The 22829-nt window shown below is 62.9% G+C and carries 18 protein-coding genes and 2 pseudogenes; 12 read left to right on the plus strand and 8 right to left on the minus strand.

What is annotated here, in order from left to right; genetic code table 11:
• The first annotated feature begins 20 nt into the window (after positions 1 to 20).
• From AB0N24_RS06935 to AB0N24_RS06955, 5 genes are all read left to right on the plus strand, one after another.
• On the plus strand, positions 21 to 2495 hold the full coding sequence (locus AB0N24_RS06935) for a hypothetical protein (protein ID WP_364122264.1): 2475 nt from the start codon (positions 21 to 23) through the stop codon (positions 2493 to 2495).
• A 19-nt stretch (positions 2496 to 2514) separates the two neighbouring features.
• Positions 2515 to 5286 carry a hypothetical protein gene (locus tag AB0N24_RS06940; RefSeq protein WP_364122266.1) on the plus strand — a complete coding sequence of 924 codons (2772 nt, stop codon included), beginning with the start codon at positions 2515 to 2517 and terminating at the stop codon, positions 5284 to 5286.
• The gene (locus tag AB0N24_RS06945) at positions 5286 to 6338 is read left to right on the plus strand and encodes a hypothetical protein (RefSeq protein WP_364122268.1); all 1053 of its coding nucleotides are present in this window, start codon (positions 5286 to 5288) and stop codon (positions 6336 to 6338) included. The genes AB0N24_RS06940 and AB0N24_RS06945 overlap by 1 nt, the downstream gene beginning before the upstream one ends.
• A gap of 92 nt (positions 6339 to 6430) precedes the next feature.
• Positions 6431 to 7498 carry a hypothetical protein gene (locus AB0N24_RS06950; RefSeq protein ID WP_364122270.1) on the plus strand — a complete coding sequence of 356 codons (1068 nt, stop codon included), beginning with the start codon at positions 6431 to 6433 and terminating at the stop codon, positions 7496 to 7498.
• Between the two features lie 44 nt (positions 7499 to 7542).
• Positions 7543 to 8496 carry a hypothetical protein gene (locus tag AB0N24_RS06955; protein WP_364122272.1) on the plus strand — a complete coding sequence of 318 codons (954 nt, stop codon included), beginning with the start codon at positions 7543 to 7545 and terminating at the stop codon, positions 8494 to 8496.
• 164 nt (positions 8497 to 8660) lie between these two features.
• Here AB0N24_RS06955 and AB0N24_RS06960 read toward each other — a convergent pair whose 3' ends face one another.
• Entirely contained in the window at positions 8661 to 9038 is a 378-nt protein-coding gene (locus AB0N24_RS06960; protein WP_364122274.1) for a hypothetical protein, read from the minus strand.
• Positions 9039 to 9146: 108 nt separating this feature from the next.
• Entirely contained in the window at positions 9147 to 9521 is a 375-nt protein-coding gene (locus tag AB0N24_RS06965; RefSeq protein ID WP_364122276.1) for a hypothetical protein, read from the minus strand.
• A gap of 243 nt (positions 9522 to 9764) precedes the next feature.
• Between AB0N24_RS06965 and AB0N24_RS06970 the strand changes: the two genes are divergently transcribed.
• The 5 genes from AB0N24_RS06970 (at position 9765) to AB0N24_RS06990 (ending at position 13338) form a co-directional block, all read left to right on the plus strand.
• Positions 9765 to 10427, plus strand: coding sequence for a response regulator transcription factor (locus tag AB0N24_RS06970; RefSeq protein WP_364122395.1), 663 nt, complete (start codon positions 9765 to 9767; stop codon positions 10425 to 10427).
• Positions 10424 to 11623 carry an ATP-binding protein gene (locus AB0N24_RS06975; RefSeq protein ID WP_364122278.1) on the plus strand — a complete coding sequence of 400 codons (1200 nt, stop codon included), beginning with the start codon at positions 10424 to 10426 and terminating at the stop codon, positions 11621 to 11623. The genes AB0N24_RS06970 and AB0N24_RS06975 overlap by 4 nt, the downstream gene beginning before the upstream one ends.
• Positions 11620 to 12618 (plus strand): hypothetical protein, encoded by a 999-nt coding sequence (locus AB0N24_RS06980; protein WP_364122280.1) that lies wholly within the window; start codon positions 11620 to 11622, stop codon positions 12616 to 12618. Before AB0N24_RS06975 ends, AB0N24_RS06980 begins: the two co-directional genes overlap by 4 nt.
• A gap of 175 nt (positions 12619 to 12793) precedes the next feature.
• Positions 12794 to 12961: a hypothetical protein gene (locus tag AB0N24_RS06985; protein ID WP_364122282.1), complete on the plus strand. Its 168-nt coding sequence runs from the start codon at positions 12794 to 12796 to the stop codon at positions 12959 to 12961.
• Positions 12962 to 13002: 41 nt separating this feature from the next.
• A complete protein-coding gene (locus AB0N24_RS06990) occupies positions 13003 to 13338 on the plus strand; it encodes a hypothetical protein (protein WP_364122284.1) in 336 nt (111 codons plus the stop codon).
• 289 nt (positions 13339 to 13627) lie between these two features.
• On the opposite strand, the gene AB0N24_RS06995 is transcribed toward AB0N24_RS06990, so the two are convergent.
• From AB0N24_RS06995 to AB0N24_RS07010, 4 genes and pseudogenes are all read right to left on the minus strand, one after another.
• Positions 13628 to 15097: an alpha/beta fold hydrolase gene (locus tag AB0N24_RS06995; protein WP_364122286.1), complete on the minus strand. Its 1470-nt coding sequence runs from the start codon at positions 15095 to 15097 to the stop codon at positions 13628 to 13630.
• Between the two features lie 869 nt (positions 15098 to 15966).
• Positions 15967 to 16359, minus strand: a complete 393-nt coding sequence (locus tag AB0N24_RS07000; protein WP_364122288.1) for an FCD domain-containing protein — start codon at positions 16357 to 16359, stop codon at positions 15967 to 15969.
• A 161-nt stretch (positions 16360 to 16520) separates the two neighbouring features.
• Positions 16521 to 16625: pseudogene (locus tag AB0N24_RS07005) on the minus strand (FadR family transcriptional regulator); the annotation flags it as partial.
• Between the two features lie 384 nt (positions 16626 to 17009).
• Positions 17010 to 17965 (minus strand): annotated as a pseudogene (locus tag AB0N24_RS07010) (lipid kinase).
• Positions 17966 to 18179: 214 nt separating this feature from the next.
• Between AB0N24_RS07010 and AB0N24_RS07015 the strand changes: the two are divergent.
• Positions 18180 to 19385 carry a class I SAM-dependent methyltransferase gene (locus AB0N24_RS07015; RefSeq protein ID WP_364122290.1) on the plus strand — a complete coding sequence of 402 codons (1206 nt, stop codon included), beginning with the start codon at positions 18180 to 18182 and terminating at the stop codon, positions 19383 to 19385.
• A 127-nt stretch (positions 19386 to 19512) separates the two neighbouring features.
• Here AB0N24_RS07015 and AB0N24_RS07020 read toward each other — a convergent pair whose 3' ends face one another.
• Positions 19513 to 20355 carry a hypothetical protein gene (locus AB0N24_RS07020; protein WP_364122292.1) on the minus strand — a complete coding sequence of 281 codons (843 nt, stop codon included), beginning with the start codon at positions 20353 to 20355 and terminating at the stop codon, positions 19513 to 19515.
• A 325-nt stretch (positions 20356 to 20680) separates the two neighbouring features.
• On the opposite strand from AB0N24_RS07020, the gene AB0N24_RS07025 reads away from it, so the two are divergent.
• Positions 20681 to 20962 (plus strand): hypothetical protein, encoded by a 282-nt coding sequence (locus tag AB0N24_RS07025; protein WP_364122294.1) that lies wholly within the window; start codon positions 20681 to 20683, stop codon positions 20960 to 20962.
• A gap of 104 nt (positions 20963 to 21066) precedes the next feature.
• Here AB0N24_RS07025 and AB0N24_RS07030 read toward each other — a convergent pair whose 3' ends face one another.
• A complete protein-coding gene (locus AB0N24_RS07030) occupies positions 21067 to 22740 on the minus strand; it encodes a thiamine pyrophosphate-binding protein (RefSeq protein WP_364122296.1) in 1674 nt (557 codons plus the stop codon).
• Positions 22741 to 22829: the final 89 nt, after the last annotated feature.

Below are 22829 nucleotides of genomic sequence, written 5' to 3' on the forward strand. Positions count from 1 at the left end.
AAAGCCGATGAGTGCCCCAAATGACTGACAAGAAGTTCGAGGCCCGTCTCGCCGGGCTGACGGCGTGGGCTGCCGATGTTTCCGCCAGGGGATTTGTGCCCCCAAAACTGGATGATTTGACCATCATCGCGCGTGAAAAGAGCGTTAATGCATCAGGGCTGGACGCCGCCCTAATCGGGGCATGGCAGGCGGCAATAAAGGAGGTCCTCAAGCAGGTAGCGTTCAATATCGCCGAGCCACACCGTCAGCTTGGCTCCGAATTCGATGAACCGGAAGGGGCTGCGGGACGTCCCCAACCGACTTGGGTCGCGCCCAGCCCAGCCGTGGCGCCCCGACCAGATTCGTCGTTGCCGGAGACGTACGAGGAAAAGGCCTTCCAATCGCTAAAGGCGTGGAGGGACAGGGAAAGCGCCAAGGGTCGGCCCTTGATATCGAACGTCAAGGAATCGCAACTCAAGCTTGTTGTGCAGTCCAAACGGACGTCTGTCGAGGAAATCCAGAAATTCATGCCAGCAGTTGGTCAGTTCGCGGAAGAAATAGCGCAGATCCTCAGCAGCATTGATGTGCCTTCCAGCGAAATACCGAAGACCTCTCTTGCGGCGCCCGTCATTGACAATCCAACGACGCAAGTGGCGCAGGCATCACCCTCGCTGGCCGCGCCCCTGCGGTCCGCCGTCGACCTGCAGTCGCAACCAACACCACCGTCGGCAGCACCGGCGCCGGCCCTGCCGAGGCCGGTAGCTGCACAATCCGCCAATAGTCACGCCGCTGCCCTACCCACCGACGGGATTGACCAGCACGCATTCGCCCTCTTCGAGTACGGTCAATCCACGTCGCCCGTTGGGAAGATTGCGATTGGCAAGGCCGCGGACGGGACTCGGCGCTATTCGTGGGATCCGAGTTCCTCGGACAAGCCGATCACTATTTACCGTGTTGTCTCTGGCGAAGACCACCCGCCCTACTCGCCGGACCGGGCTGAACTCGTCACGGTCACCAATCAGGAGACGGCAGCCGATGGCCGTCCCGCGCGGTCGGCTGTCAGGTACGTGCAGGTCTGGGCCAACCAGGGCGGCTCCGCTGCCGAAGCAATCGCCGCACAGCCGGTCCTTCACGCCGAAGGTGCATTTGTGAGCGAAGTGCACAACGTGGAAATCCGTGAAGACGAAGGGCGTGTGATCGGGCAATGGATCGCCCCACCCGGGACCAGGAACGTTCAGGTCTTCCGGCTGCCGACTGAAAAGGCCGCCTACGCAAGCGGAGACCCGGAGTACAGGATCCAGACAGCATCAAACAATCTGGGCGGTTTCATAGACGGCGAGGCCGAGCGCGGACGGGAGTACCTTTACCAGGTCTATGCCGAGGCTGTAGTGGGTGACGTCGCCCGGCTGTCCAGCCCAGTTGTACGCCCGGTTCGGGTTTCCGCGATTCTGCGCCCCGTTACGGACCTGGCTGCCATCGAGCATGCACAGGAAACGGATGTTCCGTGCTTCGACTTCCAGTGGACGGTTCCGCCCGGTGGGACAGTGGTGATTCACCGCACAGAGCTCCCGCCGGACGCCGGGCTCGAGCTGAAGCCGCTCTCGACCGAAACGCTCAATGCACACGGCCTCCTTGAAGAGTCGCGCCTGGCGCACCCCATCATCGTCGATGGCGGCCGCGCAACCATGGAAGGAGTCCCACGGCCAACCGGGTGGACACGGGCTTACTTTACGCCGGTGACAATTCTCAATGGCCAGGCTCATGTGGGCACCACCATTTCCAAATCGTGGCGGGATCCGGTCCGAAACCCGAAAATTCTCGAGCGTGTCAACAGCCAGATCCTAACCTTTGAGTGGCCGGATGGAGCGGCTGCGGTGCTCGTGTACGTCGGCAAGACGGGGCTGGAGCCAGAGTTTGCTATGGCCGGACACCCTCATGAGATCACTGAGCCGGATTACCAACAACGAGGAGGGCTGCAGTTTGGCAGCAACCTCCCGTCGGAGGGCTGTGACCTGCATATGGTTCCGGTCAGTTTTGAAGCGGGTAAGCGCATTGCGGGTGCGCCCACCACCATCACGTACCAAAAAATCCTGCGGTTGAAGTACCAGGTGACAGCGAAAAGAAGCCTCCTCGGCGGACTCAGCGGTTTGACCGTAGGAGTCGAGGCAATCAACCCCACTCCGTCCATGCCGTCCTTCGTGCTCGTCTACAATCCGAAGCGGTTGCCGCTCACTGTCAGCGACGGCGTGCCCGTGAGCATGATGAGCGATTTGGACGGCGGCCCCGCTCCCGCCCGCAGGTTCACACCCAGCTCGGACGGGACGGGGCTGTGGAAGACAGAGCCTGAGGCGTGGCAGGAGACGGTATCCCCTGACGGGGGATTCGTCCGGTTGTTTGCGGACCTGCCGCCAGAAATCTTGAGGATGGTCGCCCTCCTGGACCCGCCGATGAAAGCACTTCGCATCAGTGGTGCCGGCGCCCTGAACCCGTTCAGGGGGATGTTCGATGCTCGGTGACAAGGAAGGTTTACAGTCCATGACGGACACCGATGGTCAGCGCTGGGGACAACTCACGTACACCTCGTTTGATCCCGGGAACGGTGCCAGCGGCGGTTGGCAGCTGAAAGAAACATCAGGGGATCTAAGCAACGGCGAAATCCAAAACCTGCGTTCACGCGTCGTGACCTGGTTCGACCCCGTGAAACCCCTGAGCCCCTTTCCCAGTCCCGGTGAACTCAAAGCGATGCCGCGACGTCTGACCTACGTGGCCGATGAGCACGGGGGAGGAGCCTACTGGCACAGTGTCATGGCCGGCCGCGACTCCACCGGCAGGCCGGGCAATGTTTTCAGCCATGTTGTCCTAGACCGTGCCGTGGACGCTCCCAACCCTGCGATCCGGCCCATAGAACTTTGGAGATCACCTGACTTGCTCTGCCCGTACGGCCCGGATCAAGTATCGGGCGCCATACTCACGAATCCAGGCTGCCCTCGGTTCGGCGACGAACTGGACCGTGCGGCCGTGCTGGATTTCCTGTTCGACCCGGCAACATGGCGGGTCGGGGTCCTCTCCGTCCTTCTTGACGCGGTTGACGCCGCCATGAAGGGCGACCGCAGTGTTGTGCTCCTCACCGATTCTGCGGAGTCCGGCGCCTTGTGGATTGCCGCAGTATCATCCTTGACGTCGCCCCGCACTGCCCGCGCCCTGAGCTTTTCCGTCTATGAACGGGCAGGTGTGTTGACGGCATTGTTTGAGCGTGGCGTGCACGTGGCCTGCGTGCCGCAGGAAGACAGCGCGTCACTGACACAAACCGAGGATTTTGTAATCCTTGATGAACACGAAATGCCTTCTCTTGGCGAGGTCGGTGGCCAGCAGCATGAGACCAGGGCAGGTTCGCGGATTACGCCCACGCCGTGGTCCGAGCTGGCCCAGGCAGCACTGGTGGACCGCTCGACGGCGGAGGCCGCCTTCGCGGAACTGGACGCCATATCGTCGCGACTCGGGGATCCGAAGCTGGATCCGTGCTGGCCCCTCGCCATGGCGGCAATGAGGTTGCCGAACCTCTTTGGGGACCTGCAGACTGAGGCTGCGGCAGCCGTCAAGCGGCACTCTCCGCTGGCCTTGGAAGATGATGCGGAACTAATGGCACTCGCAATGCTGACCGTGCGTCGGGAGAGCGGTGGAAAGGCGAGCGTCGCTTGGGATGAGCTGCAAAACGGTGAGGTATCCCCGCTGATGCGGGATTCACTGGCCCAAATCTATGTGGAGCGGGTACTGGCCGACGCGGGCTCATGGACGGGCTCCGGCCCAGTGCCCTTGCCTCAGGATTTCCGCCCGGAGTTTGTAAACGCCGAACTCAAGGTTGCAGCAGTTGAAACGCTGACCGGAATTTCAAGGAGTCTCTCGTCGGTTTCCGGCCCGGCATCGCCCAGCGGGGCCGTCCGGTTGCTTGACTTTCTCTGCCGGGCGGGTCTGGTGGGCTTTCACGGTGCAGGCCGGTCGGATGTCGAGCACGCGATCGACGAGGCAGCCACGGACATCGTCGAGAGAGTGGTGACGGCCAGCATTGACGACGAAGCGAGTTGCAGCGCGCTCGTTGCGGACGCCGGAAAGTTGTCCTCGGAGTGGCTCACCCGCGTTGGCCTGGAGGCCGTACAGCGCACAGACCGATTCAACAGAGCGGTCCCGGGCGATCGCGTTCCTGCACCGTTCCGCTCGTGGCTTCTCTGGTGCGTCCCGTCGTCGGACTTCGATGCTTTCCTTCGGGTAGCCCCTCAGGAAGTCCCTGCCACGCTGGGAGAGGCAGCAATCTGGCAAACCCAAACGGGCACAGACAACACCGGCAACGCACGAACGGTAGCGGCGCTTGCGTTACTTCAGGGACCGGATGTCCGCCCTCGCCAGGCGTCGTGGGACGCAGTGTTCGATCCGGCCCGGGAGTGGCACGTCGGCGAGCTGCTGGATATTGAACAGCGGTACCCTTGCCGCGCGCCTGGGAGCATTTTCCTCCGCACCCTTACCAGTGCTGATCGTTCGCCCGAGCTCGATTCACTGGTTAACCTGATACTGCACAAACGTGGCAGCGAAGAGGTCACTGGCCCCGAGGTCTCACTGGCCGAACTCCGGAGCCTTGCCGGCCGTTCCTGGACCGGGACGACATATCTGACGCCGTCGGAACTGGCTGGCACTCTGCTGGAGCTCGCCCACCTTGCAATGGAATATGTTGCCCACGATGACCTGTCCTCTGAAGTCTGCGATGCCGTGCTCGTATCGGCCATCATTTCCTTGGGGGAGTCGGACGCCGCTCAGCGATGGTCGCACCTTGTTGACGGTTTCTTCCGCGACTACAGGGCCCACCCCGACTCAAACGCTGCAGCCATCCTGGAGCAGCTGGTGGACCGGGACCTGTTCGATGAACTGGCGTTGGGGCGCATTGTGGTGGCAGCAGCAGAAGCTGCGCCGGGATACCCGCACGCAACGCAAAACCACCCGCTGTCAACGGTAGTGCTGACTTCTCCTCACGGTCCGGTGAAGTTGCTCGAAGTGCCGGTCCGCCGAGCACTCGCCGGCCGCCGGTCCGGGCATGGACTATTGAACTCCCTGCTGGCCAGGGAGCTGAATATCGCGATGACCGGAGCGGTCGAGCGCCGAGGAGACGAACGACGCGCTGAGAAAGTCTATGAGGACCGCGAGCGTTTCCTTCGCTCATGGTGGCAATCGATGTACCCCGACACCTTTGGCGTTGTCGAGGACAACTCCAAGCCGGCATTCTTCGGCGTCTTCAAGTCGTCCAATCGAAAGGACCGCTAATGCCTACATATCTGCTGGAGGGCACAAACGAGATCATGCTCGAGGCACGCCCGCTTCGCATCGGCCTGCGCCTTGAGGGAGTAGGCGGTGAGGCGGCCTGGCTGGACGTCACGGCCGGAGGGCGCCCTTTGGATTCCGTTGTCCGGCCGCCGAATATGGTAATCCTGCCGAGTGTCCGCACGCCGACCACCATCTCGGTTGTTCCGGTGGGCCGTGAACGTTTCCCGTCGCCTACAATCGTGCATTTGTCGGTGGTGGTAGAGGACCGTCAGTCCGCCGACCCCCAGCGGGCGGTCCTGGTCCCTGTCGACGTATCGGGCTTGGACCGTAAGGACCTAATTTCAGTGGAGCCTGCATCCGGCGGACTGTGCCTCAAGGCTGCCCAAAGCCGAGAGGACGCCGATCTCGGCCCTCTCGGCAATGCCGCCCGTGTGGCGGCGCGGGAGCTCCTCGGTGTCCAATGCCTAAGTGACATGGACGCTGTCAAAGTGAGTGTCGCCGTCGACGGTTCCGGTTCTGCTGCCAATCTGGCCACAACGGGGGCGACTGCAGCGGTAATGGATCTCCTGTGTGGAGTCTCGCAGGTGATTACCCGTGACGACCACATGACCGCCACGATCGTAGGCAGCGGACGGGGCCGGTCGATAAAAGCGGCTTTCGGTGCCATCGGTGCAGCGGTTGACGCCGAACTGACAAAGCGGGTTTCTTCCGTCGGGTTCCGTTCGACGATGTCCTCCCCGGGTGAGCAGGCTGCGAACGGAAGATCCGTGACCTACCTACTGACGGGTTCGGTGCCCGCCGACGTGGCCGAACTCGAAGCGGCTCGGGAAACGTCGGACCACGAGTGCCACATCGTTGCCGTGACGTCGGAACGGGCATGGGACCTGCTTGGAGGCACCCAATTGCCCAGCACAGTGATTGAGCCAAGGCCAGGCCTAGAACTTAGGACCCACCTCTTGGAAGATCCGGCACTCTTGCGTCGCGTGGTCGCGTCGCTGCTCACTGGAAGCCTGGATACAAACGCGTCTCACGGCGAAAGGATTGGCCGATGACGACGCGTTGCCCCTCGTGTTTCCGGCACCTTCCTGACGACAGCTACCTCTGGGTTTGCCGGTCCGGCAAATGCCCGCCGACCTTGGACGCGGTGGCCAAGAAGTTCACCGGCAAAGACGTCGGCAACGGTCCGTTCGTTGTTCAGGAGAAGCCGCAGGCGGCGCCGCGCAACTGGGCTCCGGTCCGTCCGGTCGAATGCCCGCAGTGCCACGAGCCGGCACAGGAAGCGTGCCCGCATTGCCACTACGGGCTTCTGGACGGATGGCGCAGCGCCAGTGCCACCTGCATCGCGATGAACGGCGCCCGTGCCACGGGAAAGTCTCTTTACATCGCGGTTCTGGTCAAACTCCTGGGCCAGCTCCTGGCAACAGTCAATAGCACCATCCATTTTGCGGATTCCCGCACGCAACAGGCATACAAAGAGGTTTACGAAAAACCACTGTTCGAGGCCCGCAGCCTCATGCAACCCACCATGAGTGCTTCCAGCGACGGTTCCTATCAGACACACCCTTTGATTCTCAGTTTGGGTGTGTTGAAAGGTGTCAGGCGGTATCTGGTCATCCGGGATGTGGCGGGCGAGGACATGGAATCACCTCCGGTCGACACGCAGCCGCTTGAGTTTTTGCGGCACGCAGACGGAGTGTTCTTCATGTTCGATCCCCTCGCTGTTTCCGATATCAGGGCGAAAGTCCAGGACCTCGTCCCCACCCAGCTCCGTCTCGGCGGAGACCCCAACGTGGTCCTGGGTAACCTGCTGAATATCATTGGCACAGCTACTCCGCCGCTAGCGGTGATACTTTCTAAGTTCGACGCCATGCACGAGCTGCGGAACGTGGACGATGTGCACTGGCAGTCGATCATGTCCAACTCGGGAGCGGCGTTCATGCGTGACCCTAGCCTTGACCATGCTTCGTACGATCACGCTGACGGCGAGTTGCTGCACGAGGAAGTGCGAAGCCTCTTGCACCGGTTGAATGCCAACCACCTTGTCCTCAGCCTCGAGCAACCCAACTCAGGCCACAAGATTCCGTATAGGTATTTTGCAGTGTCGGCCCTGGGCGAGTCGCCGCGCGGCGAGACGGTCAACGCTCGGGGCATTGCCCCTTTCCGTTGTGTGGACCCCGTGAAGTGGATCTTGAGCCTCAATGGAGTCATCTAGCAGCGCCCTTCCAACATCCGCTTCAAGCCGTGGGGTCAACGAATATGAACTTAAGCCTCTGGCTCGACTTCCTGATGCAGGCGGCCGGTCTCGCCGTTTTGACCGGAGCATTGTTCGGTGCCGTAGCCGGTTATGTCCTGGCGTCGGGTGCGCGCTTCAAACCCTGGCAGGGGATAGCCCTAGGCGCCTTACTGCCCTTTGTTGGTGTTATGGTTCTGGCCATCGTGGCAATCGTCCGCCGGAACCCCTCCTCGGGCCGGGTCCAGGGAGTTCCTTGGCATTGGAGGACCAGGCAAGGAAAAATTGTCTTAGCGTCCCTGGCTGTACTTTGCGGCCTGGCTGTGACGGGCTTCTTCGTGGCGTGGTTCGTTGTCAGGCTGCCTGGAGTTCCCAAGCTAAACGTCAGGGCGCCCGGAACCTTCCTGGGTGTGACCCTAGGGCTTTCCCTTCTGCTGATTCTCCTCACCGGGGTGCTCTCTGCGCGCCGCCCCAGCAAGGCAGCAGCCGTCGTCTTGGCCGGTCTCGGAACCACGTGGCTCTTTATGTCCGGAGTCGTCCTGGCTGTTCAGGGGCCTGCATTTGAACTGGCAAGGTCCCTTGGAGCGCTCCGATTCACGGTGGGTGACATTCTAGCCTTGGCCGGCGTGGATACCGGCTCAGCTGTGGTTGTGCTTCCGGAGGTTATTAACCCGGCGGCCCTCGGGCTGCCCAGCACCCCACTCACAGCAGACGACATGAATCTGGCAGCCCCGCTAAAGGACATTGAATTCGGTGTTGGAACGGGGTGGTATTTGATGATGGTCTTCGCCATCGGTGTGGTTGTCCTGGCTCTGGTCACCGCTCAGCTGGCTTGTCGAAAACTCCCAGACACTTCGGAGTCCGTTCTCCCAGCGGGTCCGGCTCTACGTCCCGAAATATGGTCCAGCGGAACATCAGTAGCCGACGACCCTTCGAGCCCGGCCCCTGGCAACTCCTGGACATGGAGTCCTCGGGAATGAAGACGTGCGGCTAACGAACAGCTGTCCAAAGTCGCGGTTCGGATGTGCCCGGGGCCCGTTCATGGCAGAACTGGTGCGGCGCCCGCCATTAGGAGTCGGAGCTACACTCTAGACGCCGGGAGGCCCAACCGTGGTGCAACATTACATTCTCACGGACGTCATCGTCAGGACAGCGATGCCCGAACATGGTCGGAAAACTTCTTGAGCGGGGCGTAGCCCGCGGACGCCTTGGGTCCGACAGGAATGAATAGGAAGGTCGCTTGGCTGGTGAAGTATTGACCGGGCACGAGGAGGACCGTGTTGGTTGATTCATCCGAGGTCGTGCTGAAGACCAGACCGAATGACATCACGTCGAGAAAGCCTCCCCGTTTCACGGAGTACTGGATGCTGGCGTCTGTATCGACCTGATTTTCCACAACCTTGGTCAGCCCCCCGGAGGCGGCAGCGGCAGCTGCCAGTCCAGCGGCACGGATCTGATCAAAGGATTTGTGGGTCTGCACGATGAACTTCGTTGCTTGGATCTTGTCGTCGATGGCTGCCATTGTCTTTCCTGTCGTAGAGATGGGTGAGTTTGAGCGGAAAGCGGCCGGGGCCCAACAGCCCCCAAATGAACTGCTCGATTCCCGGCCGCCATCGCAAGAGGATCTTGGTCAGAGACGCTTCATCGAGAAGATACGCGTACCGGAGACGTCGAAGACGGTTGCTGCGTCGTCGCCGTCGAACTCGACCTGGTAAGAAGCGCGGTTCGGTGGCTGCGAGACCACCAGAGAGTACCTGCCGTTGCTGCCTTTTTTGTCGGACAAGGAGCAGGACATTCCGCCGCCAATGTCCAAGGGCTTGTTGCCGGAGTAGAACATGCCCTCGCAGGATCCCGCTTCGTTGATGACTTTTGTGCCGGTGCCATCGTCCGGTGCCCAGTTTCCGGTCAGGTCCGGTGTTCCGGCGCAACCCGTTAGCCCGGCCGCAACGGCTATCAGCCCGGCGGCCGCGTAGAAGGCCCGGGCCGTTTTCGATGACTGTTTCATGTTTGCCTCCACCGTGGTCGTGGCCATTCTCCAGGCCTAGTCTTGAGATTAGCGACGCCGGGCTGCGGGCAGACACCCCTTCGGCGCAGGGAACAAACCGTTGTCACCGGAAGAGTGGACAAAAGTGGTTCCTGTGACGAGCTAGGGACATGAAGGGCGTCACACTTGGAACATCTTGGAGTTCGCCCCAAACTAAGTGCATCGGAGCCGTCCGATTGCAAAGGGGGCAATGCATTGGAACCAGTGCGCGCAGGAATCATCGACGATCATGAAGCGGTGCGGATCGGTTTTGCGGCCTCAGCCGGCCGGGATGCCCGGTTGAATGCAACGCCGGTAACGGTGACAGGCGGCGCGCCGACCGTCACCGCCTTTTTGGGTGCCGGCAGGGACATTTGCGACGTCGTGGCCTTGGACATGTCCTTGGCCGACGGTTCGCGGCCGGGAGAGAACGTGGTCCGTTTAACCACCGCCGGCTACCGGGTCCTGATCTTCACTCTGGGTGACAACGTGGGCTTCCTGCAGGACGCCCTGGCAAACGGTGCCATGGGGGTATCCCTGAAATCTGAGCCCGTTGCGGAAACATTCTCCAAGCTGCGACGGATTGCGGCAGGGGAAACCATTGCCAGTCAGGAGCTGGCCGCCGCCATTGAGGTGGACTCTGATTTCGTGGAGGCAAACCTGTCCGACCGCGAACGTGAGTGCTTGGGACTGTACGCGGATGGTCTGGGCCAGTACCAGGTGGCCCGCCGGATGAACATCGCCGAGAGCACGGTGAAGAAGAACATAGACCGGATCCGCGAAAAGTACGAGGCAGCCGGCCGGCCTGCCAGCACGAAGATTGACCTCTACCGCCGGGCCGTGGAGGACGGCATACTGCCTCCTCTGCTTCCCCTGCGGAAGAAGTGAGAGGGCTCGCGCCGGCGCTGAGCGGCGTTTCGGCCCTCGACACACACCGCCTGATGGGCAGGGGCATCAGCGCGTTCGCCTTGCTTCTCCTGCTCCAGGCAGCCGGATCGATCATCAGCCAGACACCGCAGGTCGCCGACTGGTGGAACATCCTGTTTCTTTGGCTGTTCCTGGCGCTTGTGGCCGCGTTCACGGGCGCGTCGGTCAAGGGAATCGGCCTGGTGAGGATCGCTGATGCCTTGGCGATACTGGTTCTGGCTGGGCTCGCGCTGTGGCCGCTGGCCGTCCCGTACACTGCTCCGGAGGGCTTCGGCACGCCGTGGCTTTGGGCGATGATCAATGTCGGCGCCGCTTGGTGCGCATACGGAGCCGGTACGCGCGTTGGATGTGCCTACACCTTGGTCATCGGGGCGGTGTTCAGCACCGTACGGACCACCCGTCAGGGCGGCGCTGCATCCAGTTTGGTCGCATTAGAGGATGCCCTGTTTGCCACCGTTCTCGGCCTCATCATCTGCGTCACAATCGGTATTCTCCGCCGTGCCGCTGCCCGGGCGGACGCTGCCGCGGAAAATGCCATTGGCCGATATGGGGAGGCCGCCGCGGCCACCGCCCTGAGTAATGAACGGCTGCGGCTTGACGGACTCCTGCACGACAGCGTGATGACGGCGCTGCTCACCGCCGCCCATGCCGGGTCCGCCGAAGAGCGTCATGCCAGTGCCCGGCTGGCAGGCAGCGCCCTCAAAAGGTTGGAGGAGCAGGGAACCGTGTCCGAGGCAGCCCCGGCCACGCTCACCGAAATCGCTGCTCGAATCCGCTTCACCGTTGACAGTGCTCCGGAGCATCCCGTCGTTACCGTCGCCTGCGTTTCACCAGAAGACCTTCTTTTGCCCACTGCCGCCGTCCGAGCCATCTTCGAGGCGTCCACCGAAGCCGTCAAGAACGCAGTGCGCCACTCCGGAGCTACGAGATGCGACGTCCGCTTGGCCGGGCACCACTGTGCAGGCCAGACACGGGTGAGCGTCTCGATCAAAGACAACGGCACGGGCTTTGATCCGGCACTCGTCTCGGACCGCAGGCTCGGCATTAAAGTATGCATCCTCGGGCGAATGCAAGCGGCCGATGGATCTGCAGTGATCCACTCTGGACACCGGGTTGGCACCGAAGTGCGCCTGGAATGGCAAGGGGATACGGCATGATCCGGGCCATTTCTACGAAGGTCATGAGCCTCTTATGCGCCGTGTTCGTTGCCGTGCACATCACGCTTGGCCTGCTTTCGCTGGACATGGTCTCCGCATCGGGACCCGTCTATTTCGCGATGGCCATTTACCTCGGCGCGGTGGCTCTGCTGCTAATCCCGCGCCCTGGCAAGCTCCCGCTGGGCTCAGCTATCGCGGCCTTGGTTGCTGTCGTCTTAGTAACGTTACTTGTCAATAGCGTGCTGCCCACGGACCGCTGGCCCGGGTATGCCTCCTGGCACCTTGCTGCGACCTACACAGTGCTGGTGATCCTCAACGTTCGAGGCAGAGTTCTCGTGTCCTGGATCGGTGTCCTCCTTTCGGCGGCCCTAATGACGCTGTGGGCTTCTGGCACCAGCATGGGAGTGGTGGGCGGCTTGATGCTGAACATAGCGACAGCCGGCTGGGTTACGGTCAGTACCGGAATTGGCCACCTCCTACGCTCCAACGACCGGAGGGTGGGCCAGTACAGCGCTGACGCCCGTAGGGCAGCCGACTGGTTTGCAACTGAGCAGGCCCTGCACATTGCCCGGACCGAATGGCTGGAGCACGTAAGGGATGTTGCAGGACCGGGACTAAGACGGATCGCCGATGCCAGCCATGACGTCACAGAGGCTGAACGGCAAGAACTCAAGCTCATCGAGGCGCAGTTCCGCGACGAGATACGCGGCCGCGTCTTGGCTACGGACGAGGTGGTCGAAGCGGCGCGGCATGCACGCGAACGCGGTGTGACGGTGCAGCTATTGGATGACCGCCGGCAGGACCTTGCACCCAGGATGCTCGCCGCCGTCTCAGACCGCGTGGTGAAGATCCTTAATGAAGCCCGGACAGGGACGGTCACAGCGCGTGCCAGGCCCGAGGGAGGGACCCTCGCCGTCACTATCTACGCGTCGACGCCGGAGAACCCGGACGATGCGACCTTTGTAGAGTTCCCGGAACGGCACGCCCAAAACTGATCTTGGCCCGTGTCACAAAGAAGCTGATAGTACGCGCTTCCGGGGACAGTTTGGCCCAGTAACTGTCGATCCCCTTCAGTGGCCGGTCCCCGCGTGCCTACCATCCAGCAGGGGTGAAAGCGCAGAGGCGGATACCCCGAAGCACGCATGAAATCCGCCACGTGAAAGGGCTCCAATGAACGCGAAACGAATCCTTAGCGCCATCGGCATCGTGCTGGTTGGCATCGGCATCATCAAAATGTCCATCATCGGCTACTACCCACGTGAGGTCCCGCTGTTTGTGGGCATTCTAATCGTTGGGAGTGTGTGCGCCTTCATCGGGCACAAACTCCCTTCCAAATAGCTGGCCGAAATTTAGTTAACGCCCCGGGAAAGGATGCACCCATGTCCCACCGCGCACAGCCGATTCGCCGAAGAAAAGCGGCAACCGTCGCCGGTTTCCTCGCCCTCGCGTTTGTCAGCCTGTCGGGCTGCTCAAACCCAGGCGCCGTCACCTGTGACGAATACGCGGCACAGTCCCGCACCGAAAAGTCAGCAACGCAGAAAGGACTTCTCGAAGCTCACGACCTTGAGCCCAACGCGATGGGCAATGCACTGGGCGTTTCCCAAGCCATCAACTCATATTGCGGGATGACTGGCATCAAGGACAAAGAAGCCGCCAAAAAGAACGGCAGCAACCCGCTCGACAAGGCTGTCGACTGGTCCGCGAAGCAGTGGTGACCAGAGCGTGCCCAAGGGCCCGAACGCTATGTCAGCGTGTTGAATCCGCGTCACCCGGAGGGTGGCGGGGAAACAAGCCGTCACCCTCCGGGTGCCAGCGAAGGCGACAATGTCCGCGCTGACTGCGTCCGGGCTCGGCGATCGACACGGTCATCGTCGCAGCTCGGGCGACAGGGTGTTGCGGGTGAGGTTTCGTGGTTCGGTGCGGGCCATTGACGGTTGGCATGCCCGGGGCCGGGAGACCGCGCCGTGGACGGATCGGGAAGTCCCTCGGCTACGGGCCTCAACATCAGCGCCGGACAAGGTCGGCCTCGATGACTGCCCAGAACCGTTTGATCCGGACGTGGAGTCCTGTCGCGGTTCGCGTGAGCGTCGCATCCAGTCGCCTCACACAGCGCCCGCTTTCGTCCTTTAGTATCTGCTCTTCGAACCGCACCGTCATCCCGGTTCGATCAGTCTGGGTCCATGTTCCGCTGCAGGCAAGCTGCGGGTAGTCAACAGTTCCTGAGAGCGTTCCGTTCTTGTGGGTCAGCTCAAGTACGAGATCGTAGCCATCCTGTGAACCATAGACAGGACCTCGCCACAACCCCGTCAGAGCCGAGAGGTCGCCCAGACTCTGGCCATCATCAGCAGTGCCTCCTGACCCGTCGGTTGCGGTGATCGGCGGCTCCATCTTTTTCAAGTAGCCGACCACCGCCGTCATTGCATCTTCGTTGTCGGGCAGTGCGATGTGAAAACAGTCTGAGAACAGCCCGTATACGAGTAGGGGCATTTGCGACACATCGGCCTTGCCCTCTCTCATCATGTCCAGAGCCCGCTGGTCGCCCAGCGCTTCGATGGTGGTGCCGATCAAGGAAGCAGCGGTGCCTGCGATTGATCGGGTCCGCAACAACTGCTGGGAAAGATAACCAGCCGTATGTTTGCATTCGACGATCGTTTCTCCCCAAAATTTGCCCGATGGCCGTGTGCCGGCGGAAGTATTCACGTACCCCGTCGCCGACAGCTTGGGAACTATTGCGTCACCGAAGAGCGGTATGTCAGCTGACATGAATTTGAGTCCGAAGAGTCGTCTTTCGATGATGATTTGCGATCCGACCATGGCATATTTTGTGCTCCCTGGAAGATAAGGGAGCGGAGCGCAATTATTTGGAAGGGGGACAGCCAGACAAACTGCTGCGGAGGTTTCAGCCTCAGGCATGCCAACCTTCACGGGATCAATGCCGGTGCTGCGCATGTTTTGCAGCATCTCCGCATAGACGGTTCCGCCCCATGGTGAGCCAGAGTATGGGGTCCCCAGGCTCACTACCCCACCGAGGATGCTGCCCTGACCAGACCCGGCCAAAATTCCCCCGGCCGCCCGGATGACAATGCCGCCCATTGAATGTCCCACCGCAAGGACTTTTCCGTCGCCACCGGTCATCGCGGCAGACACCTGGCGAATGTAGTCGGCGAGGCATGATGCCGCTTCTCCAGAGGCACCCCAAACTGTGTTGGCGAACGAATAGTCGAATGCGAATACCTCGTACCCGGGTTCCAGGCCCTCCTCCAGCAATTCTGGTCCGTTTTCGTGGCCGGACGAGGAGCCCAGCCACCCATGAACGTAAATTACGGGCCGGCCTGATATTCGAGTCGGAAGCGGGGACGGTTGGGCGTGGCTGCATTCATGTTGAGTACTTGCCTCGTCCTGCGCATAAGCAGAGGGAGCCGGCAGTGTCACCAGCAGGAGCAATGGCAGCAGTACAGACAATAGCTTTTTCATTCGGCGACCATTTCCGCAGAGAACATTCGCAGGTGACCCTCGGCGCGGACAAGCCCTATGGACCATCCTTGGCCCGACGAGTCCGTTGCAACTACTGACCACAGGCCTGGCTCGATTTGTTCTAAGGATGAGGTGCGCACTGTTAGGCCCAAATCTGCAAGTTGGGCAGCGAAGTCAGCCTCGGCGTCTTGGCCAGGGCCGAGGGGAAGGTACGGGCCGACCACTGACAGCTTGGAAGAGGCCATAGCAGCTTCAAGCTCGTCAAGCTCCTGGCTGGACGGTGGAGCGGCGCTGTTGCTACCTGCCGGCATGGAAGGTGAGGGGAAAAGTGATTGTGACGGCAAACTTGGGGCCTGGGTGGGCGCTTCCTTGGCTGTTTCCACGGTGTTGGCTGATCCAATCACCCAAAGAACCAGAACGGCCACTAGCAGCAGCAAACCGGCCGCGAAAAAAACCAGAAAGATTGATCTTCGACGAATCAAATGTCCCCCATGTATTCGGTCATGTCCGCGGTTGCCACAACCGTAACCGGCGACGCCGTGCATAGGCACCTAATGCGCTGGAATTTCTGCCGATGTCCCCAGAAGTGGCGACTCATTTCTCGGAAATGCGCCGAGTCAAGAAAGCGCAAGGAAGTTTGGCAAAGAAAGGAAATTGACGGGGACCGAAGGGTGCTCGGCCGGGGGTCGTTGCCTTGGTGTCTGCCAGATTATGCCGAGAATGGTTCCAGCTTCGTCAGCTCTGACAACGTAGTTGTCCACAAGGACATCCTGACGCCAAAAGTTTCCTCTGGTACGGACGACGAAGCTAAAGTCGTGACCGTCGGCTATGGTAATTGCCTTTGATCGCCTGAATACGCCACCAGACGTTCATCCCTCGTAGCTGGCTTGAGCTCCGCCCTCCGTCAGCCCCATAAATATCGTTCGGTGAAGCACATCAACGTGCCTGCGCGAGACCTCCACCGCCTCCTGGACATCGCCGGCACGCAGGGCTGCCACCAGCGCGACGTGGTCGCAGTTCGATTTGTGCAGCAGCTCGATGGGGTAGGGGATGAAGTAGGCGTAGAGCTCCGCCAGCGTCTCGTGGTACGCCTCGACGGCGGCACCCAGCCTGGACGCTGTGCCCAGCAGCTGGGGGAACTGCTCGTCGGCCTGATGGTAGTCGGACCAGTCCAAGGACTCGGCCATGTCGCGGGTCGGCCGGTCGAGCTCATCAAGCTGTTCAGCCGTGGCATTGAGCGTCGTGAAGTGCGACAGGCGCATTCGAACAGCTGCCTGCGGTCCACCAGCCGGTTCACCGCCCGGGACTCGGCCGGTGATGCCGAGAGTTCGGCCAGCACGCTCCGCGGAGGCTCATCCGCCACGAATGTTCCCCCGGCCCGGCCCCGGCGGCGGACCACCACGCCCTGCCCCGCCAGGCTCGCCAGCGCGCGTCGGGCGGTGATCGGGCTGACCGACAGGCCCAGGGCCACGTCCTCCTGGTCGGGAAGTCGCTCACCTGGTTTCAGCAGCCCCAGTGAAATCGCCATGCCGATCCGCAGCCGGTCGGCGTCGGTGGCGCTGCGGCGGTCGATGCCGGCCAGCCTCCCTGCGCCGATGGGGGAGGTGTGGGCGGTGTCCTCCAACTGACGGAGACGGCGTCGTACCCCTCTGCAGCTGCCAACCTCGATCGTCGAGGTGGCCGTTCCTACAGCGTTCGACGACGGCGTGCCGGTTTCGTTCACAGGGGCGGCGAGGCAGGGCTCGCCAGGGCGAGATCAGGGCGGCGGCTGGCGCTGCAGTCAGGGCTGGGCGCATGGGTGGTTCCTCCTAGGGTGGCGGGGGCCGGCTGGTGGCCGGTGCCCCGTCCACGCTAGGGAGGGCAGGTTGCGTGCTGGGGCCTCAGGTTGGAGGGGAGTCTAGCTAAGAAGCTTTCAACCGGACGGCCAGTTCGCGGCGCCCGGTCCGTCGAACAATGCGCTGGTGCTGCTCTGAGGTACCACGACGTGGACGGCGTTGCGCTGGACAGTGAAATCGGCCGGCGTGGTGGTGGCGATCTCGCCGTCGAGGTTTGCCGGCAGCGGCGGCTCGGTGACCAGTCGGACACGTCGGCTGGTCAGGTGGTACACCCGGTCGTGTTCGATGAAGCTTCCGTCCTTGAGTAACCGCGCGATACTCACATGCTCCCGGAGCGGGCCGGCAAGGATGGCGTAGATGTCGAGGGTGTGATCGTCGATCCCTGCAGTGGGAGAGACCGTGTTGCCGCCGCCGTAATGCCGGCCATTGCCGACGGCCACCTGCAGCAGGTTTTCCAGTTCCATCGGCTCGTGATCCCCCTCGGGGAACTCGAGGCGGGCCCGGAACGGCTTGTGCCGGGCATAAGCCCGAAGCGTGGCGATGCTGTACGCCAATGGCCCGATGTAACGCTTCAAGCGGGGGCTCAGAGCCTCCGTCACAGCCACCGACAGGCCCACGGACGCGACGTTGAGGAATGGCTCACCGTTAGCCCTGCCGAGGTCGATGTCCACCACCTTCCCTTCTGCGACGGTGGCGCACGCCTCGGCAAGAATATTTGGTATCTCCAGCGTGCGGGCGAAGTCGTTGGCGGTGCCCAGGGGAAGAACGCCGAGCATAACGTTGGTGCCGGCAACGCGGCCGGCGGCGGAGGTCATTGTCCCGTCGCCGCCACCGACAACAATCATGTCGTGCCCGTCCGCAACCACCCGGTCAAGCGTCGCGGCCAGGTCGCCCCCGGACAGGACGTGTGCACGGAGGAGATCGGCACGCCTGCCTTGCGCATCGCGTCCACAGCAGGTTCGTGTGCCGCCCCTCGGCGTGATCCGGCGTTGATCACAACGGCGGCAGAGCGTGCGTCGCGGGCAGACTTCATGCGGATCATCGTAGGCGGTGGACCTGTGAATTCCCGCAGGGGACTGGGTGGGATCTAGGACACCTGTATCCTGACAATGCAGGTTGAATGGCTACAGCGGCCATCAACCAAGCTCGGTTCACGGCCGGATGACGGTCCGGGACCCTGGGCCGCAGCCATCCACGCCGTGGAATCACCGCCGCAATCGTCAGTCGCCGATCGGCTCCTCAGACGCTTGGAATGGATCTTTATCGCTACCGACACGCCAGCTCCCGCGGAAATCCCGACGTCGGTCCGCAAGCCCTCACGCGGAGTTGCGGTGGATGATCCCGCCGTCGTGACCTGGGCCGAGGCCGGTGAGAGCATGACCGCGCGATGGCGTTCGGCGAACGGCAGACCGGCGCCGACGCGAGTCGAAGTGGTCTCCGACTCGCTCACGGCCGATGAAGCGAACCGGATGGCGTCGCAGGGGATCGCGATGCTCTGGCACGGTGACTTCCACAACGCACGGCAGATCCTCAACGCCATGGACCGGCGGATGGGCGCCGGAAAGAAAGACACCGCAGCAACTCCGGCCGATAAGTTCTACCGGCACCGCCAGTTCCGCTCGCATCGTGCACGCGTTCTCGGCCTGCTGCTGATACCTCTTGATCCAGGCCCGGTGGTGCCGCTGCGCCGCTCACCGGACATCCGGCAGGCCGCCGCTGAAGCGTACGGTGAGATCGGCGAATCTTCCATTGTGTCCCTGCATGAGCTCATCGGGGCAATTGGCGCCCACGAGTGGCGACGGAACGGCGTCTACGTCGATGCCCTCCAGGGCCGCATCCACCCGCACTATGGCACGTTCTTCCCCACCCGGAGTGAGTACGTTGATCTCGTGGCCGCCGCGCCGCTGCCCTCTGACACGCTGGCGTTCGACGTCGGAACCGGCACCGGGGTGCTCGCTGCCGTCCTCGCGGGCCGTGGCGTCCACCGCGTGGTGGCGACGGACAATGAACCGCGTGCAATCGCCTGCGCCACTGAGAATTTCCGGAACCTCGGCGTCCAGGACAGTGCTGAGGCCGTCCTGACCGATATGTTCCCGCCCGGGCGGGCACCGCTTGTCGTGTGCAACCCGCCCTGGATTCCGGCCACGCCGCATTCCACCCTGGACAACGCCGTCTACGACCCCGGGAGCAGGATGCTGTTCCGCTTCCTGAACGGACTCTCCGACCACCTGGAGCCGGGCGGTGAGGGCTGGCTTGTCCTTTCCGACCTGGCCGAGCACCTTGGCCTTCGGACGCGTGACGATCTGCTGGCCGCCATCACTGCGGCCGGGCTGAAGGTGGTGGAACGGCTCGACACCAAGCCAACGCATCCGAAGGCATCGGACCGCGAGGATCCCCTGTTCGAGGCGCGCTCGGCCGAGGTCACGTCCCTGTGGCGGCTTGTTCGCCGCTAGTCACAACCTTCCGCCGTCGGGAATCACGACGCCGGCCAGTCCGCGGCGCCCGGTCCGTCGAACAACGCGCTGGTGCCGTGGACCTGTGAATTCCTCTAGGCGGCCGGCGCCGTTCTTGGAAGCCCCGCTAAGGAACCACCGCGCCAACCCCGGTTTCGGGGCCGTTGTCCCTAAGCCACCTTGCTATCCGCTGACCTCGTTTCGCGATGAACTCGAGCGTGGCCTCGCGGTACGTCACGTACTCCTCCGTTGTGGCCGGTGTCCCGGGGCGTTTGAAGTTGTCCAAGGGCAGGAAGAACAGAACCTTGTCGTAGTCGGGCGACACGAGGTCTTGCAGGTGGAAGAAGTCCACGAGCTCTTTGAACCCGTCAAAGAGCGCGAAGAAGTCAGCGTAGGCGTCGATGACATCGGCGAGGGGGCTTTCGGGCTCTCCTGCGTAATGGCGCCGGATGCACTCAAGGGTGAGGTCCATCCGGTCGGCGATCAGCGACCTGATCCCTCGTGCCTGGTTTATGGTGGGTCGGTCCGCCTTCCTGACGGGCCAGATCATCGCACTGCCGATGGTGTACGGCGGGTTGAGGTAGCGGGCCCGCTGTTCGTCGTTCAGCCCGGCGATGGCGTCGACCAGAGGCCTCGGACGTAGCCAGTGGGTGTAGGAGGCGGTGATGGCGTCGCTGCCGTACCAATGCCTCCTCCCGGAGGTGTCGGTGAAGATGAGGTAGCCGTCCCCACGATTCGGCGGCACGGTCGGGGCGAAAAGGACGCCGGAGTTTAGCTGCTTGGTCCACAGCCGCTGATGGAGCGACCGGAGCCTGGGACTGTCCCTGTCCGGGTCGGGATTGCTCTTCGCCGGTTGGTCGGTCCTGTAGTCAAACGAAGTATCGAAGACCCGCGTCTCGGGGGTGTTCGGCCGCCACCCGTTGACTTCGTCAAGCACTGCCGTTGCCTCCGCAAGACCATATTCGCTCATCTTTTCCCCTACTGTTTTGTGCAGCCAATACCGTGATGCTAGTTCTTCAGGGGATTGAAAGATTCGTTCTTGAGGCAATTTTGCGCTGATCTTTCCCTCACCCCGTTCTGGTCAACCGCCTTGCGTAAACGTGAGCCTTCCCACCTTATTCTGAGTAGCTCGCGATAAGCCTGTAAAGTTAGGTACAGGCCGCCGTAGCCCTTGAGTACCGCACCGGTGAAGACACCCGGGCCAGCGGGGCAGGCGACACAATGCGCGACCGCCCTCCTGCTTGAGCGGCACAAGAACTTGTATAGCCCTCATCCCGAAACCCCACGGAGAACCCATGACTTTGCTGACCGAACGCCCCGCAACCTCCTCATCCACCACCGAAACCACCATTACGACCGCTACCGCTGTCGCTGACACCGCAGTGCGCGGCGGCAGCTACGTGACTCTCCCGGCCGGCAGCGTCCCCGTCGGCGTTGAGGGCACCTATGTCACCGTCGCTGGCGCCCGAAACCTGGCTCCCGTCACCCGTGGCAGCTATGTCACAGTTGACGGCACTCCCGTTGTTGCCGCCAGCGTCATCGAGGGCAGCTACGTATCGCTTCCAATGGCGGCATAGAGCCCCAGCGCCCTGCGTGGGATAGCACCACCGCGGGCTTAAAAGGAGGCCGACGGCGACACTGGGTGTCGTCGTCGGCCTCCTTTTTCGTGCCAGCCTGGCAGCTACCCCGCCACCGCCGCCTTTGCCTCCTGCTTGGCATTCATCCACTCGCTCAGCCACGGGGCCCGGACGCTCGACGTGATGCGGCAGTCGGCCACGAAGGTCCCCTGGGCGCCGGCGTCGATCCACTCCTGGAGCGCGGAAAGGTCCGCCAGCGAGCGGATGATCGCTGACTCGGCACCGAGCGCACGGGCGATGCCGCTGAAGTCCACCTCGGGGATCAGCATGGGCTTTTCGGTCAGGCCCTGGGAGCCGTACTGGTGGATTTCGGCGCCGTAGGCGGCATCGTTGTAGATCACCACGACGGCGCTGCTGGCCGCCCCAATCAGGGATTCGAGGTCGGACAGGCCCATCAGGAAACCGCCGTCGCCGGAGGCCAGCACCAGGGTGCGGCCGTCCTCCACTGCGCGGGCTGCCCCGACGGCGCTGGCAAGGCCCAGCCCGATGGCCTGGTACGCGGTCCCCACCATGACCAGATCCTGCGGCCTCGGGATGCGCCAGTACATGGGTGCCCAGCCGACGAAGTGCCCTCCGTCCTGCACCACCGTGCGGCGCTCCGGTAGCACCGCATCCAGTGCCGTGGCAAGGGAACGCGGGTCCAGTCGACCGTCCGGCGTCTCATCGGAGCCTGGGTGGTGCGCCGGTCCCTCGGCCAGGCGTTTGCGGGCCTCCGCACGCCAGGCTTCTCCGCGGCTGGCGTCCGGCGAGGCCGGCCCATCCAGAATCCGGAGTAGGCGTTTAGCGGCAGACTTCACGTCCGCGCTGACGAACGTATCCACGCGGGGGTGCGTCGGCTGCAGGGCGGCGTCGATCTGGATGACGGTGCTGTCCGGGCCGAGCAGGTGCCCGAACCGCATCGTGAAGGGGCTCAGGCTTGCCCCGGCCACGAGCACCACATCGGCCTCACCCATGAGCCCGGCCGCGGTGTCCGTGCCGAAGCCGCCCGCGACGCCGAGATACCCCTCGCCCCGGAGGAGGTTGAGCGCCAGGGCGGTTCCGGCGGTCAGCGCGCCCAGGCGGTCGGCGAGCTCCCGGAGCTCTGGGCCGGCGCCGGCGAGATGCGCACCGCGGCCGGCGAGGACCAGCGGCCGCTTCGCCCCGGCGAGCAGCCGGGCCACCTGCACGAGGCCGCCGACGACGTCGTCCGTCACCTGCGGTGCCAGTGGCGCCGGAAGCTCTTCGTCCGCAGCCTCGAGTGCCGCAAGGTCGTAGGGAATGGCAATGACGACGGCGGTCCGCTTGGTGAGCGCGTACTCCACCGCCTGCTGCGTGATGGAGCCCGCGGCCTCGCGGGTGACAGTGAAGGTCGCCGCGCCCAGGCCCGCAGCGATGGCCGCCTGGTCCACGTCCTGGGGCCGGGCGCCGCTGCTCGGTGCGTCCCCGGTGACCAGCACCACGGGGATCTGGGCCTGGACCGCCTCGGCGAGGGCGGTGAGTGCGTTGGTGTAGCCGGGGCCGTAGGTGGTGGTGCCTGCTGCGAGGCGTCCTGACGCCCGGTAGTAGGCGTCGGCCGCGGCGATGGCGGCGCCCTCATGCCGGACGGCGGAGAAGCGGAGGCCCAGCTTTTCCGCGGCGTCCAGGAAGTAGACATTTCCGTTGCCCATGACGCCGAAAACGTCGCTGAGGTAGCTGCTGAGAACCTGTGCCACGCGGCCGGAGACGGTAAGTGTAGTCATGCAGGAATCTTGTGTGCTGGTTCACAAATAGGCAAGAGAGTCGAGTTAGATTGGGATATTTGGCAGGCGAGTGCCGATTGAACTGAAAA

It is taken from the genome of Arthrobacter sp. NPDC093128, from assembly GCF_040683875.1.
Classification (GTDB): domain Bacteria; phylum Actinomycetota; class Actinomycetes; order Actinomycetales; family Micrococcaceae; genus Arthrobacter.